Source organism: Longimicrobiaceae bacterium (genome assembly GCA_035936415.1).
Taxonomy (GTDB): domain Bacteria; phylum Gemmatimonadota; class Gemmatimonadetes; order Longimicrobiales; family Longimicrobiaceae; genus JAFAYN01.
In genome coordinates this window covers 1-16,578 of sequence record DASYWD010000498.1, presented here as the reverse complement: position 1 = coordinate 16,578, position 16,578 = coordinate 1, and the positions used below count along the sequence as shown (strand labels likewise).

Below are 16,578 nucleotides of genomic sequence, written 5' to 3'. Positions count from 1 at the left end.
CCTCCGCCACCTCCGCGGCATCCGCCTCGGCCGGATCGCGCAGCAGGGCGCCGGAGAGCCGGCCGAGGAGCGCGAACAGCTCCGGGTCGCGCACCCCGCGCCGCAGCAGCTCCTGTCTGCGCGCCAGGGCCGCGGGCGCGAAGAGCAGCGCCCGTTCGTGGGGCGCCGCCCCCGCCCACAGGTAGACGTCGTGCACGGCCTGCCAGAGCGCCACGCCCGCCGGCTCTCGCAGCTCGCCCAGGACCGCCGACCCGGGAAGCAGCTCGCCGGGCGAGAAGAGCAGCGCGGGGGGCGGGGGCGAGGGGCGCCTCCGCCCCTTCGGCGAGCGGGGTGTCACCGGGGCGCGGGGCGGAGGTGGGGCAGGGCGGGCATGACTCCTTCGCGGAGAGGGTGGCGGCGCGGTTCGTGGACACTACGCTACCGCCCCGGAGCGCAGCCCGGACGCGGCGAGTTTCGTCAGGAGAGGAGCGGGCGTGCGGGAGAGTGGACGCGGGACGGTTTCCTCCCTATGCGCGGGCGCCGTGTGGAGGGGGCTAGACGCTGGCGGATTGCGGCGGGTACTGTGCGGGCCGGGCAGCTCGCTGCAATCCGCGCGAATGCGGCGGACCAGGCATCGCGTCCTCCGCCCGCGCCCGCCAGCTCCCCACCCGGTACACCTTGTGCAGGGCCGCCCTCGCCCGAACCGCAGCCGTCCACGCGCACGACGAGAGGCATCCATGCTCGACCGCGACCCCAGGGGGGGGCCCGAGGCCCCGAAGGACCCCACCGACCAGCCCCCTCCCGGATCCGAACAGGAGATGAGCCGCCAGCCCGACCACGGCGAGGAGAGCTACGAGGGGTGCGGGAAGCTCCAGGGGCTCGCGGCCATCATCACGGGCGGCGACAGCGGCATCGGGCGGGCGGTGGCCATCGCCTTCGCGCGGGAGGGGGCGGACGTCGCCATCGGCTACCTGTCCGACGTGGAGGACGCCGACGCCGAGGAGACCCGGAGGTGGGTGGAGAAGGCCGGGCGCCGCTGCATCGTCCACAAGTTCGACGTGCGCGAGGCCTCGCAGTGCCGGGAGTTCGTGGAGCGGGTGGTGAGGGAGCTCGGCCGGCTCGACGTCCTGGTAAACAACGCCGCCTACCAGATGGTGCAGAGGTCCATCGAGGACATCACGGAGGAGCAGCTCGACCGGACCTTCCGCACCAACATCTACGGCTACTTCCACATGGCCAGGGCCGCCCTGGAGCACATGCAGGCCGGGGCGTGCATCCTCAACACCGGCTCCGTGGTGGCGCTGGAGGGGAACGGCGGGCTGCTGGACTACAGCGCCACCAAGGGCGCCATCCACGTCTTCACCAAGTCGCTGGCCGAGAACGTCAAGGACCGCGGCATCCGGGTCAACTGTGTGGCCCCCGGGCCGGTGTGGACGCCGCTGATCCCCACCACCTTCCCGCAGGACGCGGTGCCGAAGTTCGGCAAGGACACCTACTGGAAGCGCCCCGCCCAGCCGGCGGAGCTCGCCCCGGGCTACGTGTACCTGGCCTCCGCCGACGCGCGCTTCGTTTCGGGCGAGGTGCTGGCGATCACGGGCCGCAGCAGCACCCGCTGACGGAGGCCATCGGTGACGCGAATCGGCTACCACTGCTCGCACGAGCAGTACCCCCCCAGCCGGCTCCTGGAGCTGGTGCAGCTCGCGGAGCGGGCGGGGTTCGAGAGCGCGATGTGCTCCGACCACTTCCATCCCTGGAGCGAGCGGCAAGGGCACTCCGGCTTCGCCTGGTCGTGGATCGCGGCGGCGCTCCAGGCGACCTCGTTCCCGATCGGGATGATCGCGATCCCCGGGGGGTGGCGGTACCACCCGGCCATCGTCGGCCAGGCCGCGGCCACCCTGGCGGAGATGTACCCGGGGCGCTTCTGGATCGCGCCTGGGAGCGGGGAGGCGCTGAACGAGCACATCGTCGGGCAGCACTGGCCCCACAAAGCGGAGCGGAACGCGCGGCTGCTGGAGGCGGTGGAGATCATCCGCGCCCTCTGGAGCGGGGAGACCGTCACGCGCACGGGGCTCATCCGCGTGGAGGATGCGAAGCTCTACGTGCGCCCGCAGGAGCCGCCCCCCATGATCGGGGCGGCGCTTTCCCCGGAGACGGCGGAGTGGATGGGCGGGTGGGCCGACGGGCTCATCACCACGCTCCGCGAGCGCGAGGCGATGGAGGAGATGGTCCGGGCCTTCCGGCGCGGCGGCGGGGAGGGGAAGCCCATCTACCTGCAGGCGCAGCTCTCCTTCGGCCGGACCGACGAGGACGCGCTCCGGGCCGCGTGGGACCAGTGGCGCTCCGTGCAGTTTCCCAGCCCGGTGCTGGCCCACCTCTGGATGCCGGCCCAGTTCGACGCCGTGGGGGAGTTCGTCCGGCCGGAGGACCTGCGGGGGAAGATCAAGATCTCGGCGGACCCGGAGTGGCACCTGGAGTGGCTGCGGGAATGCGTGGACCTGGGCTTCGAGGAGATCTTCCTGCACTGCCTCAACCGCGACGAGCAGGAGCGCTTCATCGAGGTCTTCGGGGAGCGGGTCCTCCCGGAGCTGCGCGGGGCGCGGTAAGCGGGCGGGGCCACGGAGAGGGGGGCGGCGCCATGGGGATGAGCGACTTCTGGTACAAGAACGCCGTGATCTACGGCGTGGACATCGGCACCTTTTTGGACTCCGACGGCGACGGGGTCGGGGACTTCGGCGGGCTCACCCGCAGGCTCGACTACCTGGAGGGGCTGGGGGTCACCTGCCTGTGGGTGCTCCCCTTCTTCCGCACCCCCAACCGCGACAACGGCTACGACGTCGCCGACTTCCTGGCGGTGGATCCGCGCCACGGCGACCTGGGCGACTTCGTGGAGTTCCTGCGGGAGGCGAAGTCGCGGGGGATGCGGGTGATGATCGACCTGGTGGTGGAGCACACCTCCGACCAGCACCCCTGGTTCCAGGCCGCCCGGAGGGACCGCGACTCGCCCTACCGGGACTTCTACATCTGGGTGGACGACCCGCCCGAGGAGCGGAAGCACCAGCCGATCTTCCCCGGCGTGGAGGAGGACGTGTGGAGGTGGGACGAGGAGGCGGGGCAGTACTACTTCCACACCTTTTATCACTTCCAGCCCTCGCTGAACCACGCCAACCCGCGGGTGCGCGAGGAGGTGAAGAAGATCATCGGCTTCTGGCTGCAGCTGGGCGTGGACGCCATGCGCGTGGACGCGGCCAGCCACATGATCGAAGCCAAGGGGGGGCAGCAGATCCCGGATCCGCACGGGATCCTCCAGGAGTACTACCACTTCGCCTACCGGCGGCGCGGCGAGGTGGCGTTCATGGGCGAGTCGGACGTGGAGGCCAGCCGGCTGGCGGAGTTCTTCGGGCGCGGCGACGAGCTGCAGATGCTGATGAACTTCCTCCTCAACAACTACATCTGGCTGGCCCTGGCGCGGGGGGAGGCGGAGCCGCTGGTGCGGGCCATGCGGCTCATCCCCCGGAAGCCCCCGGAGGCGCAGTGGGTCAACTTCCTCCGCAACCTGGACGAGGTGGACCTCGAGCGCCTCACCGAGGCGGAGCGGCAGGAGGTGTACGCGGCGTTCGCGCCCAGGGAGGAGATGCGGATCTACGGCCGCGGGATCCGCCGCCGCCTGGCGCCGATGCTCGGGGGCGACCGGAAGCGGATCGAGCTGGCCTTCAGCCTGCTCCTCTCCCTCCCGGGCGCCCCGATGATCGTCTACGGCGACGAGATCGGGCTGGGAGAGGACCTCTCCCTCCCGGAGCGGCAGTCGGTCCGCACGGTGATGCAGTGGTCCGACGACCCCAACGGGGGCTTCTCGGTGGCCGACGCGGACGAGCTGGCGATGCCCACGGTGAAGAAGGGGAAGTTCGCGTACCGGAAAGTGAACGTCGCCGCCCAGGAGCTGGAGCGCGACTCGCTGCTCTTCTGGCTGGAGCGCGCCATCCGCACCCGCCGGGAGTGCCCGGAGTTCGGATGGGGAGAGAGCTCGGTGGTGGAGGTGAAGCACCCCGCGGTCTTCGCACACCGCGCCGACTGGGGGCCCAACACCCTGATCGCGGTCCACAACCTTGGGGCGGAGCCGGCGGAGGTGGTGCTGGACATCTCGGAAGACGACCCGGACCACATCGTGGACGTGCTGGGCGACTGCCTGTACGACGCGGTGAACGGCGGAGAGCACCGGGTCCGGCTGGAGGGCTACGGCTACCGCTGGTTCCGGCTCGGGGCCATGCGGGTGAGAAAGGAAAGGCGGAAAGGCGGATGAAGGATCACTACCTTTGGTGGCAGCGGGGGATCGTGTACCAGGTGTACCCGCGCTCGTTCCAGGACTCGGACGGCGACGGGGTGGGAGACCTCCCCGGGATCACCTCCCGGCTGGACTACCTCCGGTGGCTGGGGGTGGACGCGGTGTGGATCTCGCCCATCTACCCCTCGCCCATGGCCGACTTCGGCTACGACGTGTCGGACTACTGCGGGATCCACCCTATGTTCGGCACGATGGCGGACTTCGACCGGCTGGTGGAGGAGGCGCACGCCCGCGGGCTTAAGGTGATCCTGGACTTCGTCCCCAACCACTCGTCCGACCAGCACCCCTGGTTTGCGGAGTCCCGCCGCTCGCGCGACAACCCGAAGCGCGACTGGTACATCTGGCGCGATCCCGCCCCGGACGGCGGCCCCCCGAACAACTGGCTCTCCAACTTCGGCGGGCCGGCGTGGACCTTCGACGAGGCGACGGGCCAGTACTACTACCACGCCTTCCTGAAGGAGCAGCCGGACCTCAACTGGCGCAATCCCCAGGTGGTGCGGGCGATGCTGGAGGTGCTCCGCTTCTGGCTGGAGCGCGGGGTGGACGGCTTCCGGGTGGACGTCATCTGGCACCTGATCAAGGACCCGGAGTTCCGCGACAACCCGCCCGACCCCACCTGGACGCCGGACCAGCGCCCGTACGACGCGCTGCTCAAGGTGCACTCCACCGACCAGCCGGAGGTGCACGACGTCATCGGAGAGATGCGGCGCCTCTTCGACGAGTACCACGAGCGGGTGCTGATCGGCGAGATCTACCTCCCCGTGGAGCGGCTGGTGCGCTACTACGGCGAGGACATGAGCGGGGTGCACCTTCCCTTCAACTTCCAGCTCATCCTGGCGCGGTGGGACGCGCGCCACCTGGCGGGGCTGATCGACGAATACGAGGCGGCGCTCCCCGAGGGGGGGTGGCCCAACTGGGTGCTCGGGAACCACGACCAGCACCGGATCGCCTCGCGCGTGGGCGCGGCGCAGGCACGGGTTGCGGCCATGCTCCTGCTGACGCTGCGTGGGACGCCCACCCTGTACTACGGCGACGAGATCGGGATGCACGACGTGGAGATCCCGCCCGACCGGGTGCAGGATCCCTTCGAGAAGAACGTCCCCGGCAAGGGGCTGGGGCGCGACCCGGAGCGCACCCCCATGCAGTGGGATGCCGGTCCCAACGCCGGCTTCACCACGGGCGACCCCTGGCTCCCCATCGCCGAGGACCACCGCGTGGTGAACGTGGAGGCGGAGCGCGACGCCCCCCGCTCAACGCTCTCGCTGTACCGGCGGCTGATCGACCTGCGGCGCGGCGAGCCCGCGCTGGAGGTGGGCCGCTTCGAGCCCGTTGCCGCCGACGGCGACGTGCTCGCCTACATCCGACGCGCCCGCCGTGGGGAGGGCGATTTCCTGGTGGCGCTGAACCTCGGCTCCCGGCCGCACGTCCTCGGCCGCCCCGCAGATGCGCAGGCCGGCGTGGTCGCCGTCTCCACGCACCTGGACCGGGAGGGGGAGCGCGTCAGGGGCGACGTCGAGCTGCGTCCCGACGAGGGGGTGGTGATTCGCCTTACCCGGGCGAGGCACCGCCGGTGGTGAGGGCGGGGCGGCGGGCGGGAGACAGGTGAGTGCGAGAGTGCGCGCGGCCGGACCGCCGAGGTGTTCACGGTAGATCACTCAGTTTGCGGTTGCCATCCATGATGCGAGCCGGTCTTCTGCTGATTGCGTTTTTCGCTACCGGTGCCTGTGCGAGCGCGCAACGCCCCGAGCCGGCCGGGCAGGCTCCCCCCGTCCCGCGGCCTTCCCCTGCGGCACCGGACCAGGCGCCGGAGGCGCCGTGGGGGCAGCCGCCGCTCTCGGCCGCGGAGGTGCCGGGGGTCTACGTCGCGGAGTGGAGGCGGGCGGAGAATCGTGCGACCTGTGCCCTCATTGCCCCTGCTTCGCTCGGCCCGCACGGCGCAGCCCGGCCGCGCGCCGCGAACTTCGGCGGCGGGTGGGGCGTCGCATACGACCTCCCCGACCTGCGCAGCGCCTTCGGGGTGGCGGGGGCCGGGGTGAGCGCGTCGGGGCCGTCGTACTCCGGGTGGCCGCACCGGCGGGAGTGGTCGGACGGGAGCACGGCGGGGTACGGGCCGGAGGGCGGCACAGGTCCCAGGCAGCTCGCCTACCTCCGCATCCCCGGCCAGGACTGCCTCTACAACGTCTGGTCACACCTGGGGCGGGAGCACCTGGAGCAGTTGCTCGCGGAGCTGCGGTTCGTGCGGGTGGCCGGGTAGGGCGGCGTGAGCGAGGCGAGCGCGGCCTGGTGGCAGCGCGGGATCATCTACCAGGTGTACCCGCGGTCCTTCCAGGATTCCGACGGCGACGGGGTGGGGGACCTGCCGGGGATCACCTCCCGGCTGGATTACCTGCGCTGGCTGGGGGTGGACGCGGTGTGGATCTCCCCGTTCTATCCGTCGCCCATGGCCGACTTCGGCTACGACGTGACGGACCACTGCGCGGTCGATCCCCTGTTCGGCACGCTGGACGACTTCGACCGGCTGGTGGAGGAGGCGCACGCCCGGGGGCTGAGGGTGATCCTGGACTTCGTCCCCAACCACACCTCCGACCAGCACCCCTGGTTCGCGGAGTCCCGCCGCTCGCGGGACGACCCGAAGCGCGGCTGGTACGTGTGGCGCGACGCGGCGCCGGGCGGGGGGCCGCCGAACAACTGGATCAGCGCCTTCGGGGGAAGCGCCTGGGAGTGGGACGAGGCCACGGGGCAGTACTACCTGCACACCTTCCTGCGCGAGCAGCCGGACCTGGACTGGAGCAATCCCCAGGTGGTGGAGGCCATGCTCGGCGTGCTGCGCTTCTGGCTGGAGCGCGGGGTGGACGGCTTCCGCGTGGACGCCGTGCAGGTGCTGGGGAAGGACCGGCTCCTCCGCGACAACCCGCCGAACCCCGCCTACACGCCCGAGGTGGACGACCCCTACGACGCCCTGCTCCGGGAGTTCTCGTGCGACCGGCCGGAGGTGCACGGGCTGATCGCCCGGATGCGCGAGGTGGTGGACGCGTACGGAGGCGAGCGGGTGCTGCTGGGGGAGATCTACAACACCGTGGAGCGGCTGATGCCGTACTACGGGGCCGAGGGGGGCGGCTGCCACTTCCCCTACAACTTCCAGCTCATCCGCCTCCCGTGGGAGGCGCGCGCCATCGACGCGGCGGTACGGCGCTACGAGGGGCTGCTGCCGCCCGGCGCCTGGCCCAACTGGGTGCTGGGGAACCACGACCGGCCCCGGATCGCCTCGCGCGTGGGGGCGGCCCAGGCGCGGGTGGCGGCCATGCTGCTGCTCACCCTGCGGGGGACGCCTACCCTGTACTACGGGGACGAGATCGGGATGCACGACATCCCCATCCCCCCGGACCGGGTGCGCGACCCCTGGGAGCGGAACCTCCCGGGGCGCGGCCTCGGCCGCGACCCGGAGCGCACGCCCATGCAGTGGGATGCCGGCCCGAACGCCGGCTTCACGATGGGCGAGCCATGGCTCCCCATTGCCGACGACTTCCGGGAAGCCAACGTGGAGGCGGAGCGTGGCGACCCCGCCTCCATGCTCTCGCTCTACCGGCGGCTGATCGAGCTGCGGCGCGCGGAGCCGGCGCTGAGTGTGGGCGGCTGGGAGCCGGCGGACGCTGCGGGTGACGTGCTGGCCTACCGGCGCATCGGCGCGGGGCGGCGGTTCCTGGTCGCGCTGAACCTGGGCGGCGAGACCCACACGGTGGAGATGGGGCGGGGCACCTCCGGCAGGGTGGTCCTCTCCACCAACCCGGAGCGCGACGGCGAGGGCGTGGAGTGGACGCTGGTGCTGCGCGGGGCGGAGGGGGTGGTGGTGCGGCTGGATTGAACCGGATCCCGGCGCCTCCCCTTCCTGGGAGGGGAGCGCCACGGGCGCACGGGCTCGCCGCTGCTTGACGAAGTCACCCGTAGCGCGGTAGATTTAACCTCTTCCGGTCAGGTGTTTCTCTGCCGGAACGAAGCGCGGGAGTAGCTCAGTTGGTAGAGCATTAGCCTTCCAAGCTAAGGGTCGCGGGTTCGAGTCCCGTCTCCCGCTTCGTTGTAAGTACTTGCCCCGGCGCCGCTTAGGTGGTGTCGGGGTTCGGCTTTCTCCCCCCGCCGGACCCCCAGGTGTCAGTTGGAGGTGTCAGTTGCGTCCGGGCGGCTTCGTCAGGCCAGTTCCCGCTCCAGCTCGGCAACCGCCTCCCGCATGTCGTCCAGGTCCACGTAGTCGTAGACCTTCTTCAACGTGTCGTAGGCCGTCCCGGAAATCGCTTCCTGAACGGCCGGAGCGAGCGCCCGGAACCGTGGGTCGCGGACTCCCGCGCGCTTCTCCCCGTGGTAGCCCAACCCCCGCACGTCCAGTCCAAGCCGTTCCTTCGTGCGCTGCATCCAGAGGTTCAGCGTTTCGTTCGACACCGGCCGCGTGGCGTCCATCGGGGCAGGGAACACCCAGGGGGACCCGAGCACCCGTGGAACGCCCCGGAGCACCACTACCGCGCGCTCCGAGAGCGGCGTCACCGACTCCTTACCCGTCTTGTCAAATTCTCCGCGCCAGCGGACCGTCCGCGCCGTCAGGCTGACGTCCGTCCACTGGAGCTGCCGGACGCTGTTCCGGCGGTGGCGGGTCTCCCTGCACAGCTCCATGACCGCAGGCATCCGCCAGTCTGGAGCGTTGGCCTTCAACCGCTCGTGCAGATCCTCCGTCATTTCCGGGCGGGCGGGGCTCGATTCCGCCGGGACGGGGAACCCCTTCCAAGGATTGCGGGTCAGCAGCACCACCCCATCCGGGCGCTCCACCGTGGCCCAATTGAACACGGCCCGCAGGAACTTGATATCGTACTCGATGATCCGGTTCCTGACCCGCCTGGGAAACCCTTGGATCCTGCCCTCTCGCCGCGCCTTGATGAAGCCATCGTACCTGGCGCGGCCCAGCTCCGTCTTCACCTTCCCGTCCAGCCCGCCCTGCTCCACAACCGCCTTGTCGCCGAAGAACGTTCGGAACATCCGGGCGGCCTGCCTGTCGTGGAGCTGCGTGTTCGGCTTCTTGGTGGGAGTGACCTCCTTGAGGTATAGGTCGAGCAGCCGCCCCAGCGTAAGCGGACCGCTCCGGTCCAGTGAGCCGAGTTGCTGGAACTTCTCCGCCGTCTCCTCGGCCTTGACGACCGCCGCCGCGTAGGTGGTGATCCCCGCAGCCGTCAGGGAGAGCCGTTGGCGCTTCCGCTTCGGTGCTCCGGTCTCCGGGTCCATGACCGGCAACCCGGTTTCCGCGTCAACCACGTCCTCCATCCATTCGAGGAACAGCGGTCCACCCTTGACCTTCTCATAGGCGCGGACCCGGTTGACTCCCTTCTCGCCAGCGATATAGCTCCAGCAGTCTTTCTTGTCTGCCATCGGTTCAATCTCCGAACACGACGGCACGCGCAACCTGCAACCTAGAATTTACATCATTTTCGGGGGGGTGCGCAAGTGTCTTGTTGCTAGGTGGATAGCCAGGTTTGCGGGGTAGGTCGGCGGAAAGGAATTTTGGAAAATCCTCGCTTCCCACGTTGCGGAGCTGCCCACTCCGCAGGAGGCGCCGGAGGTGTCCGCGGGAGTAGCCCGAGAGGTGGACCGCTCCGGCCAGATCTACCACCGTCGAACTCTCCGCGGCCAGCTCCGTCTCCAATTCTGCCGCTAATCGCTCCAGAAGCGTCGCGCGTCCGTGGGCGCCGTAGGACCGCAGCACGGCTGCGTTCGTGCGCCACCGGGCCACCAGGGCTAGAAGGAGTGACTGTGTGGGGATGGCAGTACTCATATGCGATTCCTCCATATCTGTCACCATCCGGTAGTACCTTGTCTAGCCCCCAAGCGTTGTACTGTATCTCCCAGGTCCGAACCCCCCACAGTGCTGGTGTGAGGAACGAACTCTCCAGCGCCGGCATTCATCTACTGCGGCGGGTCCTCATGTCAGTTTGCCCGGCTACTTTCGGCCCACGAACTGTGGGTCATGCTGCTGATTAACCGAGGCGCCGCCTTGTCGCCGCAGTCGAGTTCAAGAGCCAGGTGGGGCCGTCCTTGTTCGCGGGTCACCGCAGAGCCGACGTACGGGTTCCTCCGCCCCTACCAGAGAGACATCCGCACCACGGCCGCGTGGTCAGGTGCCGACGTGTTCCTCCCCAGCACTTCGTTCCTACGCATGGATCCCAAACGCGCGTGAGTATTGTCACCCGCTCGTGCGAGGACTATTCTGTTTCCCGTGCGCGCCTCCCCGCGAGGCGACCGCTGGGCGAAGTGCCGCAGAGCCGGTACCCATCCCCGGCGTCCCGGGCGCAACTGCACACCCGCCTGAACTGGCTCCTGACCCCCGGCGATGACCTGGCGCTCTCCCGCCTACCTTACTTTCAAGGCGAATATCGCCCGCCAGGCCAGCTTCCACGAGATGGTCCAGGAGCAGATCACGTGGATGACTGCGGAGGTTTCGGCCGTCCGGAGGGAGGCCGAGCGGATCGCCGCAGGAGAAATCCCGTCGTCGGCCGACGAGATGTTCGCGATGATGCGAAGGCATGGGGAGGTCAAGCAGCGCGTCGCGGATTTCGAGGCCCAGTTCGGGTTCCTGAACGAGTGGGACTGTGTGATGGTCGTGACCTTCACGGAGACCTACCTCCAGGACGTCCTGGCCTACTTCGCCGCCCTGGATTCCCGACTGATGGGGGACTCGGAGCAGAGCGCCACCTACGCCGAAATTGCTGCCGCGGGATCCGTGGAGGCCCTGGCGGCGGAGCTCCGGGACCGATGGGCGCGCAACTTCGTCGACGACGGCGGGCCGAGACGGTGGATCGGTCGGCTTCGGAGGATGGGGGCCTCCGCGCTCTCGGAAGACCTCGTCCCGACGATGGAGGAGCTCTGGGGGGTTCGTCACCTCGTAGTTCACCGCGCGGGCGCGATCGCCCACGACTTCCTTCGGCGCCATCCCCAGCTGGGGGGCACCGTGGGGGAGCAGATTCGCCTGGCCGAGGACGCGGTGACCAACTACGTACTCGCGGCGTGGGCGTTCGTCGAGTCCGTCGATGGTTACTTCGCACTCCGCTACGCGGACCGACTGCCGGCGGGTGATGCGGGCAAGACACAATAACGAAACGGCTGCACCGATGCGCACCCCGCTCCCCGACACCATCACCCGCGCCGACCTCCTCCAGGCCTTTGCTGAGCTGGACGCCGGCGCCGAGCACCCCTTCGCCGACTCCATCGGCTACGATGTGCTCCACGAGGACCGCCGCTACCCTCCGAAAGCCGTGGTGGGGTTGGCCGCGACCCGCTGCACCGGGCGCACGTACCGCCCGGCCGACTTCACGGGGGGCCTGGCGTCGAAGTGCTTCCGCATCCTGGAGACGAACGGGTTTCGGATCGTCGGTAAGGGTGACATCGAGCGTGCCCGCCGAGACCAGATGTGGAAGACGATCGGCACCCCCAACGGAGGCCGCGACCTGTACCCACGCCATCTGCAGGAGGTGGGTGTCTTCCGCGGCGCGCGCGGCGTCTGGTATGACGGCGGACGCACCAAGGCGACTGACCCGGAGGGCGTTGGTGTCACGGTGGGACTGCTCCACACGGGGAAGGTGCATCCCGACGAATTCACCCCGACGGGAATACGCTACCACTACCCGGTGACGAACTCACCGGGCCGGGACGCTGCTGAGATCCACGCGACGAAGGCGGCCGGGACGTTGAAGCTCCCGGTCTTCGTAGTCACGACCGGTCAGCACGCCCATCTCCGGGATGTGTACCGGGGCTGGGTGCGCGGCTGGGACGACGGGGACAAGGTGTTCTGGATTGACTTCAGCGGCGAGCCAGCATCGGCCCCGGGGGGCGATCATCCAGACGAGGTGGAGCCTGACACCTACACGGAAGGGGCGGTTAAGACGGTCCGCGTCAACCGCTACGAGCGCGACGAGAAGGCGCGGCAGACCTGCATTGACCACTACGGCGCCCGCTGCGGGGTGTGTAAGCTCGACTTTAAGCAGCGTTACGGGGAGGTCGGGGACGGCTTCATCCACGTGCACCACCTGGTCCCGCTCGCCGCGGTTGGCGGGGCGTACGAGGTGGATCCGATCCTGGACCTCCGGCCCGTGTGCCCGAACTGCCACGCCATGCTGCACCGGAGGACGCCGGAGCCGTACACGATCGAGGAGCTGCGGGCCATGCTGATCCCGGAGCGGTGATGCGCCTCCTCTCCCTTTTCCGCACTCCCAGCTCCGCCCCCGGCCGGCGCTACAGCTATCACCGCGCGATCCTCCTGGTCGGCGGCGCGGCCGTGCTATTCCTGATGCGCCCGGCCGCGGCGAGCGCCGAGGCGGTGGCGCTCGACCGGGCGGTGGCGGCGTCCATGCTGGGGATCGCAGTGCTCACGCTGCTCGCGTCCTCCGTGCTCGGCCGGGTGAACCTTCGGCGCCGTGGTGCCGAGACTCCCTCTTCGGATCTCGTCTCCCCGGCCGGCCGAGAATGCCGACCTGACCCCCGCCGCGCACCTGGTGCGAGACACGACGGCGGGCACGGATGAGGCCGGACCCGGGGGAGCCGGTTGGGCAGTCTTCCAGGAGAAGCAGATGGGCGGAGAAACCATGCGGAGCGCCGGATGATCAAGGGGACCTGTGAGGAATGCGGGGCTCCGCGCGACCCGGCGCCCACCGAGGCGTGCTCTCAATGCGGAGCGGTCGGGAGACGCATCGTGGCGATCCGCTCCGAGTCGGTCCAGTCTCGAGAGACCGTCTCGCGCGGCGTTCTCAGGACGTTCTGGAGGCGCAACTGGCTCCTGGTTTTCATCATGGCTGCTCTCATGGTAGGCTCCCCTTTCGTCAGCTTCAAGTTGGAGGGATGGGAAGGGGTATACGCCGGGTGGGCGCTGAATCTCGCCTCCTTCATCGTCGGTGCGTACGCGCTCACCCGTGTGGAGTGCAAGGACTTGGCGGGCTAAAGCGGCTGGATGCCTTAACATGGCCTATGAACCTCGAGTTGAGGCACGTCCTGCCGGAGTGCACCGGTAGCTGGGTGTGCCGCGGCACCTACTGGCGCTGCGACGTGTGCGGCTGGATCTACTACGACTCCCTCGAGGTCGCAGCCGCGCTCGCCGCGGAGGTGGCCGCCGGGCAGCTCCTGCACCAGCTCGCGGAGGAGGGGGCAACTGAACGTTGAGCCATCCGTCCGGAACTCTTCCACGCGGAGTTGCACTATGCCGATTGAGGTACGCAGGACCGACCCACCTGGACCACCGCCGCCTCTAGAGGGCATCCCAGCATACACCGGCGAGATGGTCCCATTCCCGCCGGACGAGGCACCGCCGGAGCAACTATTGGAGTGGGCGGCGGTGATGGGGGTCCCGCACGTTGACGGAATCGCATACACCTTCCCGTATCTCGTGCGCGCGCAGTGGCGGCGGGCGGTTCTGGCGTACTTACAGCGCTGGCACCCAGACGCGTATCGGCGCGCTCGCAGCGGTGAGCATGGCTAGAATTCAGGTCCCGGGGATCGAGCCCTGACAAACTGGCGCGACGCCCTCACGGCGAGTGAGCAAAACGAACTGGAGCGCGTTGGCGAATTCGTGCGCCGCGCCCTCCCGCGGCACGAGCGGATCCGCGCGCTTAAAGGCTGGACGGTGGCCGTCGTGTGGGACGAGCACCGCATCCGGGGCACCCTCACCCGCGGCGAGCTGGTGATCCCCTCCGCCGTGCGCGGCAACCCCTGGTGGAGCCCGGTAGCCCGCACGCGCGCCATGGACGTGACTGACCGCCTCGCCACGGTGCTGGCCGGCTACGCCGCGCTGTACGCCGCGGCCGACCCGACCGGGCGCATGCGGGTGGAGGCCTGGCGCGAGGGGGAGCGGCTGGGGCTCGCGCCGTGGGAGGGAGCGGAGCGGGTGAAGCTGGTGCTCGAGCCGGGGGTGCGGCTCGGCGGGGAGGCGGGGCAGGGGACGCGCCTCTTCCATCGACTGGGAGACCACGTTGGGCTCGGGGTCGAAGGGGCGGTGCGGGATGGGTGGGTGGGAGCAACATTGGGAAGGTAATCCGTGCTCGGACGATCGACCGCTGCTGCCCATGGATTCGCCATCCGCGTGAATCGATTCAGTCAGGCTCTCCAGGCTGGTTTATGAAGCGAATCGTGAACAAAGGCCGATACGTCAGGCTCCAGTGGCGCCGCGGCGAACACGCACTCGAGCGGCGGCGATGCAGGGCGAAGTACCTCAAAGCGAAAAGGCGCACGCACCTCGGAAAGCCGAAGAGGCTCCGCCGATACGAAACTCCGACCCGCGTACTCCCCCGGGCGGGGTTCACCCGCGTGCAGGCGCCGCCCGATATGCGGATGGTACACAATCCCGAGGGATGCAACGCCTTCTTCGCTACTCTCGCCCATCATCTCGAACGCCGGAACCCGGTTCGGGTCTCGATCTATGGGGTCAGGCGTGTCGATTCTGCCGCGATCGTGATCCTCCTCGCGATTATGATCCGGTTTCGGGCTCAGGGGGTTGGCTTCGGCGGAGACTTCCCAAAGGACCAAGCAATTCGAGAGGCAATTGCGAAGTCGGGGTTTTTCCAAGGGCTCTATCGAAAGTACGAAGACCGCGACACGTACTCTGTCTCCCCTGAACGGGGACTGCATACGCATGCCGAGAAGAAGGTGAACTCAGTGCTCACTGCGCGGATCATCAGTAACGCGGCGACAACTGTGTGGGGGGAGCCTCGCCGCGCGCAGGGAGTCCAGCGTATCTTGCTGGAGCTGATGCACAATACTAATAATCATGCAGCCCTCGAAGGGCAGGGCGAGAAGCATTGGTGGCTGTCCGTGAACCACCAGAAGAAGAAGCACAAGGTGACCTTCACCTTCGTCGACTTCGGGGTCGGGGTCTTCACGAGCCTCGACAGCAAGGGTAAGACGAGCAAATGGTTCGGGTGGCGAGATCAGCTGATCACGGTGCTGAAACGAATGGACAACCCGATGATCATGAAAGCGATCCTCGACGGCAGGCTACACGAGACCGTCACAAAGCAGTCGTTCCGCGGGAAGGGTTTGCCAGGGATTCGCCAGGTGCAATCCAGGAACGGGGTATCAAACCTGCTGATCGTGACCAACGACGTGTACGCCCACGTGGGGCGGGGCGAGTATAGCTCCCTGAAGGTCCCGTTTAGCGGGACACTTGTGATCTGGGAGCTACAACCATCCAACAGCTGCACTCCGGCCCATGAAGACGATTGAACTGTCCGTCGCTCGCGACTTCAGCCGGACACCTGGTTCGCGATACCGAGACGAGGGGGACTTCTCAGGGGAGGAGTTCCGGGAGGAACTCCTCCAACCGGCCGTGAAGCAGGCCTTGGTGGAACGTTCGCAGTTGCACGTTAACCTGGACGGGACCGCGGGGTATGGCACCTCCTTCCTCGAGGAAGCGTTTGGGGGCTTGGTCCGGTCGAGCGGATTTACCGGGCCTGAACTCCTTGCGGTGCTGCGGTTCACATCGAAAGAGGAAGTCTACCTCGTAGAGGATATCCTCGGGTATATCAACGATGCTGAGCAAGTTCGAGCAACGCGAAGCCCAGCTGGGGCCTGGTGAAGGGGTAGCCGCAGTCGCACTCCTACTGATCGGCTTCGTTGTCGGGAAGATCTTTACGGTTCCAGGGGTAACGATCGACAAGGAGGTAGACCCACTCGCCGCGATCGCGTTGCTACTGACCGTCCTTGCCTCGTTCGTGCTCTTCCGGCGATTCGAGCGTGTGAAGTACGCGGATCAGGTGAAGAAAGACGCGGTGATGGATAGGCTCCGGAGTCCCCTCCAGCAACTCCAGCAGCTTGAGGACTTATGTGAGCAGGCGGAGATCCCCTGGGTAGGAGCCACGAGGCTAATAAAACGTTGCGCGAGTGACTTCGAAGGGTATTCGCGGTTCACTGCGAGGCTCAACGGCCCGGTGGAAGACGGGGACGTACCTAAATACGTGGGGATGTGCCGAGAGTTAGGCAAGTTGCTCACCGACACCCCTCGGCGGGGGGAAGTGGATCCAGATCTTCGCGTTGTGGATGGGAACATACTTGTCAGCGCCGGCCGCCGCGTCCAGGTAGAGAGAAAGATTGGTGAAGCGAAGGAGTTCCTCTACCAGGTGCAGACCCGAGTGATACTCGACCTCAGGTAGTTGCCGGGTCGCCACAGTGCGGAAGGGTCCCATCCCGTGCTCCGAGACCGGCACGGGATGGTATCCAGAGGTCTGATGCAGAGCGGGCCCCCCCCC

At 68.3% G+C, this 16,578-nt stretch carries 17 protein-coding genes and 1 tRNA gene; 16 read left to right on the top strand and 2 right to left on the bottom strand.

Annotated elements, in window-relative coordinates; translation table 11 throughout:
- On the bottom strand, window positions 1-337 hold a 337-nt coding region (locus tag VGR37_20165), incomplete at its 3' end, for a hypothetical protein (GenBank protein HEV2149726.1).
- Window positions 338-797: 460 nt separating this feature from the next.
- Between VGR37_20165 and VGR37_20160 the strand changes: the two genes are divergently transcribed.
- The 7 genes from VGR37_20160 to VGR37_20130 all read left to right on the top strand — a co-directional run bounded on the left by VGR37_20160 (window position 798) and on the right by VGR37_20130 (window position 8,387).
- Window positions 798-1,595 (top strand): SDR family oxidoreductase, encoded by a 798-nt coding sequence (locus tag VGR37_20160; protein ID HEV2149725.1) that lies wholly within the window; start codon window positions 798-800, stop codon window positions 1,593-1,595.
- A gap of 12 nt (window positions 1,596-1,607) precedes the next feature.
- A complete protein-coding gene (locus VGR37_20155; GenBank protein HEV2149724.1) occupies window positions 1,608-2,582 on the top strand; it encodes a TIGR03885 family FMN-dependent LLM class oxidoreductase in 975 nt (324 codons plus the stop codon).
- Window positions 2,583-2,620: 38 nt separating this feature from the next.
- Window positions 2,621-4,276: an alpha-amylase family protein gene (locus VGR37_20150; GenBank protein ID HEV2149723.1), complete on the top strand. Its 1,656-nt coding sequence runs from the start codon at window positions 2,621-2,623 to the stop codon at window positions 4,274-4,276.
- A complete protein-coding gene (locus VGR37_20145) occupies window positions 4,273-5,895 on the top strand; it encodes an alpha-amylase family glycosyl hydrolase (GenBank protein HEV2149722.1) in 1,623 nt (540 codons plus the stop codon). Before VGR37_20150 ends, VGR37_20145 begins: the two co-directional genes overlap by 4 nt.
- A gap of 269 nt (window positions 5,896-6,164) precedes the next feature.
- Window positions 6,165-6,572, top strand: a complete 408-nt coding sequence (locus VGR37_20140; GenBank protein HEV2149721.1) for a hypothetical protein — start codon at window positions 6,165-6,167, stop codon at window positions 6,570-6,572.
- A 6-nt stretch (window positions 6,573-6,578) separates the two neighbouring features.
- Window positions 6,579-8,180, top strand: coding sequence for an alpha-amylase family glycosyl hydrolase (locus tag VGR37_20135; GenBank protein ID HEV2149720.1), 1,602 nt, complete (start codon window positions 6,579-6,581; stop codon window positions 8,178-8,180).
- A gap of 134 nt (window positions 8,181-8,314) precedes the next feature.
- Window positions 8,315-8,387, top strand: a tRNA-Gly gene (locus VGR37_20130).
- Window positions 8,388-8,500: 113 nt separating this feature from the next.
- Here the strand turns inward: VGR37_20130 and VGR37_20125 are convergent.
- Window positions 8,501-9,724, bottom strand: a complete 1,224-nt coding sequence (locus VGR37_20125; protein HEV2149719.1) for a tyrosine-type recombinase/integrase — start codon at window positions 9,722-9,724, stop codon at window positions 8,501-8,503.
- A 958-nt stretch (window positions 9,725-10,682) separates the two neighbouring features.
- On the opposite strand from VGR37_20125, the gene VGR37_20120 reads away from it, so the two are divergent.
- The 9 genes from VGR37_20120 (at window position 10,683) to VGR37_20080 (ending at window position 16,482) form a co-directional block, all read left to right on the top strand.
- The gene (locus VGR37_20120; GenBank protein HEV2149718.1) at window positions 10,683-11,444 is read left to right on the top strand and encodes a hypothetical protein; all 762 of its coding nucleotides are present in this window, start codon (window positions 10,683-10,685) and stop codon (window positions 11,442-11,444) included.
- A 16-nt stretch (window positions 11,445-11,460) separates the two neighbouring features.
- Complete coding sequence (locus tag VGR37_20115; GenBank protein ID HEV2149717.1) at window positions 11,461-12,531, top strand: HNH endonuclease; 1,071 nt, start codon at window positions 11,461-11,463, stop codon at window positions 12,529-12,531.
- Window positions 12,531-12,869, top strand: a complete 339-nt coding sequence (locus tag VGR37_20110) for a hypothetical protein (protein HEV2149716.1) — start codon at window positions 12,531-12,533, stop codon at window positions 12,867-12,869. Before VGR37_20115 ends, VGR37_20110 begins: the two co-directional genes overlap by 1 nt.
- 168 nt (window positions 12,870-13,037) lie before the next feature.
- Window positions 13,038-13,283, top strand: coding sequence for a hypothetical protein (locus VGR37_20105; protein HEV2149715.1), 246 nt, complete (start codon window positions 13,038-13,040; stop codon window positions 13,281-13,283).
- Between the two features lie 26 nt (window positions 13,284-13,309).
- Window positions 13,310-13,501 carry a hypothetical protein gene (locus VGR37_20100; GenBank protein ID HEV2149714.1) on the top strand — a complete coding sequence of 64 codons (192 nt, stop codon included), beginning with the start codon at window positions 13,310-13,312 and terminating at the stop codon, window positions 13,499-13,501.
- A 406-nt stretch (window positions 13,502-13,907) separates the two neighbouring features.
- A complete protein-coding gene (locus VGR37_20095; protein ID HEV2149713.1) occupies window positions 13,908-14,369 on the top strand; it encodes a hypothetical protein in 462 nt (153 codons plus the stop codon).
- An 83-nt stretch (window positions 14,370-14,452) separates the two neighbouring features.
- Window positions 14,453-15,556, top strand: coding sequence for an STAS domain-containing protein (locus tag VGR37_20090; GenBank protein ID HEV2149712.1), 1,104 nt, complete (start codon window positions 14,453-14,455; stop codon window positions 15,554-15,556).
- Window positions 15,543-15,908 (top strand): STAS-like domain-containing protein, encoded by a 366-nt coding sequence (locus tag VGR37_20085; GenBank protein ID HEV2149711.1) that lies wholly within the window; start codon window positions 15,543-15,545, stop codon window positions 15,906-15,908. Before VGR37_20090 ends, VGR37_20085 begins: the two co-directional genes overlap by 14 nt.
- Window positions 15,862-16,482, top strand: a complete 621-nt coding sequence (locus VGR37_20080) for a hypothetical protein (protein HEV2149710.1) — start codon at window positions 15,862-15,864, stop codon at window positions 16,480-16,482. Before VGR37_20085 ends, VGR37_20080 begins: the two co-directional genes overlap by 47 nt.
- Window positions 16,483-16,578: the final 96 nt, after the last annotated feature.

Excerpts from the sequence above, each read along its gene's own strand:
- VGR37_20160 (HEV2149725.1), top strand. The coding sequence starts at position 798 with ATGAGCCGCCAGCCCGACCACGGCGAGGAGAGCTACGAGGGGTGCGGG.
- VGR37_20150 (HEV2149723.1), top strand. The coding sequence starts at position 2,621 with ATGAGCGACTTCTGGTACAAGAACGCCGTGATCTACGGCGTGGACATC.
- VGR37_20145 (HEV2149722.1), top strand. The coding sequence starts at position 4,273 with ATGAAGGATCACTACCTTTGGTGGCAGCGGGGGATCGTGTACCAGGTG.
- VGR37_20125 (HEV2149719.1), bottom strand. The coding sequence starts at position 9,724 with ATGGCAGACAAGAAAGACTGCTGGAGCTATATCGCTGGCGAGAAGGGA.
- VGR37_20120 (HEV2149718.1), top strand. The coding sequence starts at position 10,683 with ATGACCTGGCGCTCTCCCGCCTACCTTACTTTCAAGGCGAATATCGCC.
- VGR37_20115 (HEV2149717.1), top strand. The coding sequence starts at position 11,461 with ATGCGCACCCCGCTCCCCGACACCATCACCCGCGCCGACCTCCTCCAG.
- VGR37_20110 (HEV2149716.1), top strand. The coding sequence starts at position 12,531 with ATGCGCCTCCTCTCCCTTTTCCGCACTCCCAGCTCCGCCCCCGGCCGG.
- VGR37_20100 (HEV2149714.1), top strand. The coding sequence starts at position 13,310 with ATGAACCTCGAGTTGAGGCACGTCCTGCCGGAGTGCACCGGTAGCTGG.
- VGR37_20090 (HEV2149712.1), top strand. The coding sequence starts at position 14,453 with ATGAAGCGAATCGTGAACAAAGGCCGATACGTCAGGCTCCAGTGGCGC.
- VGR37_20085 (HEV2149711.1), top strand. The coding sequence starts at position 15,543 with ATGAAGACGATTGAACTGTCCGTCGCTCGCGACTTCAGCCGGACACCT.
- VGR37_20080 (HEV2149710.1), top strand. The coding sequence starts at position 15,862 with ATGCTGAGCAAGTTCGAGCAACGCGAAGCCCAGCTGGGGCCTGGTGAA.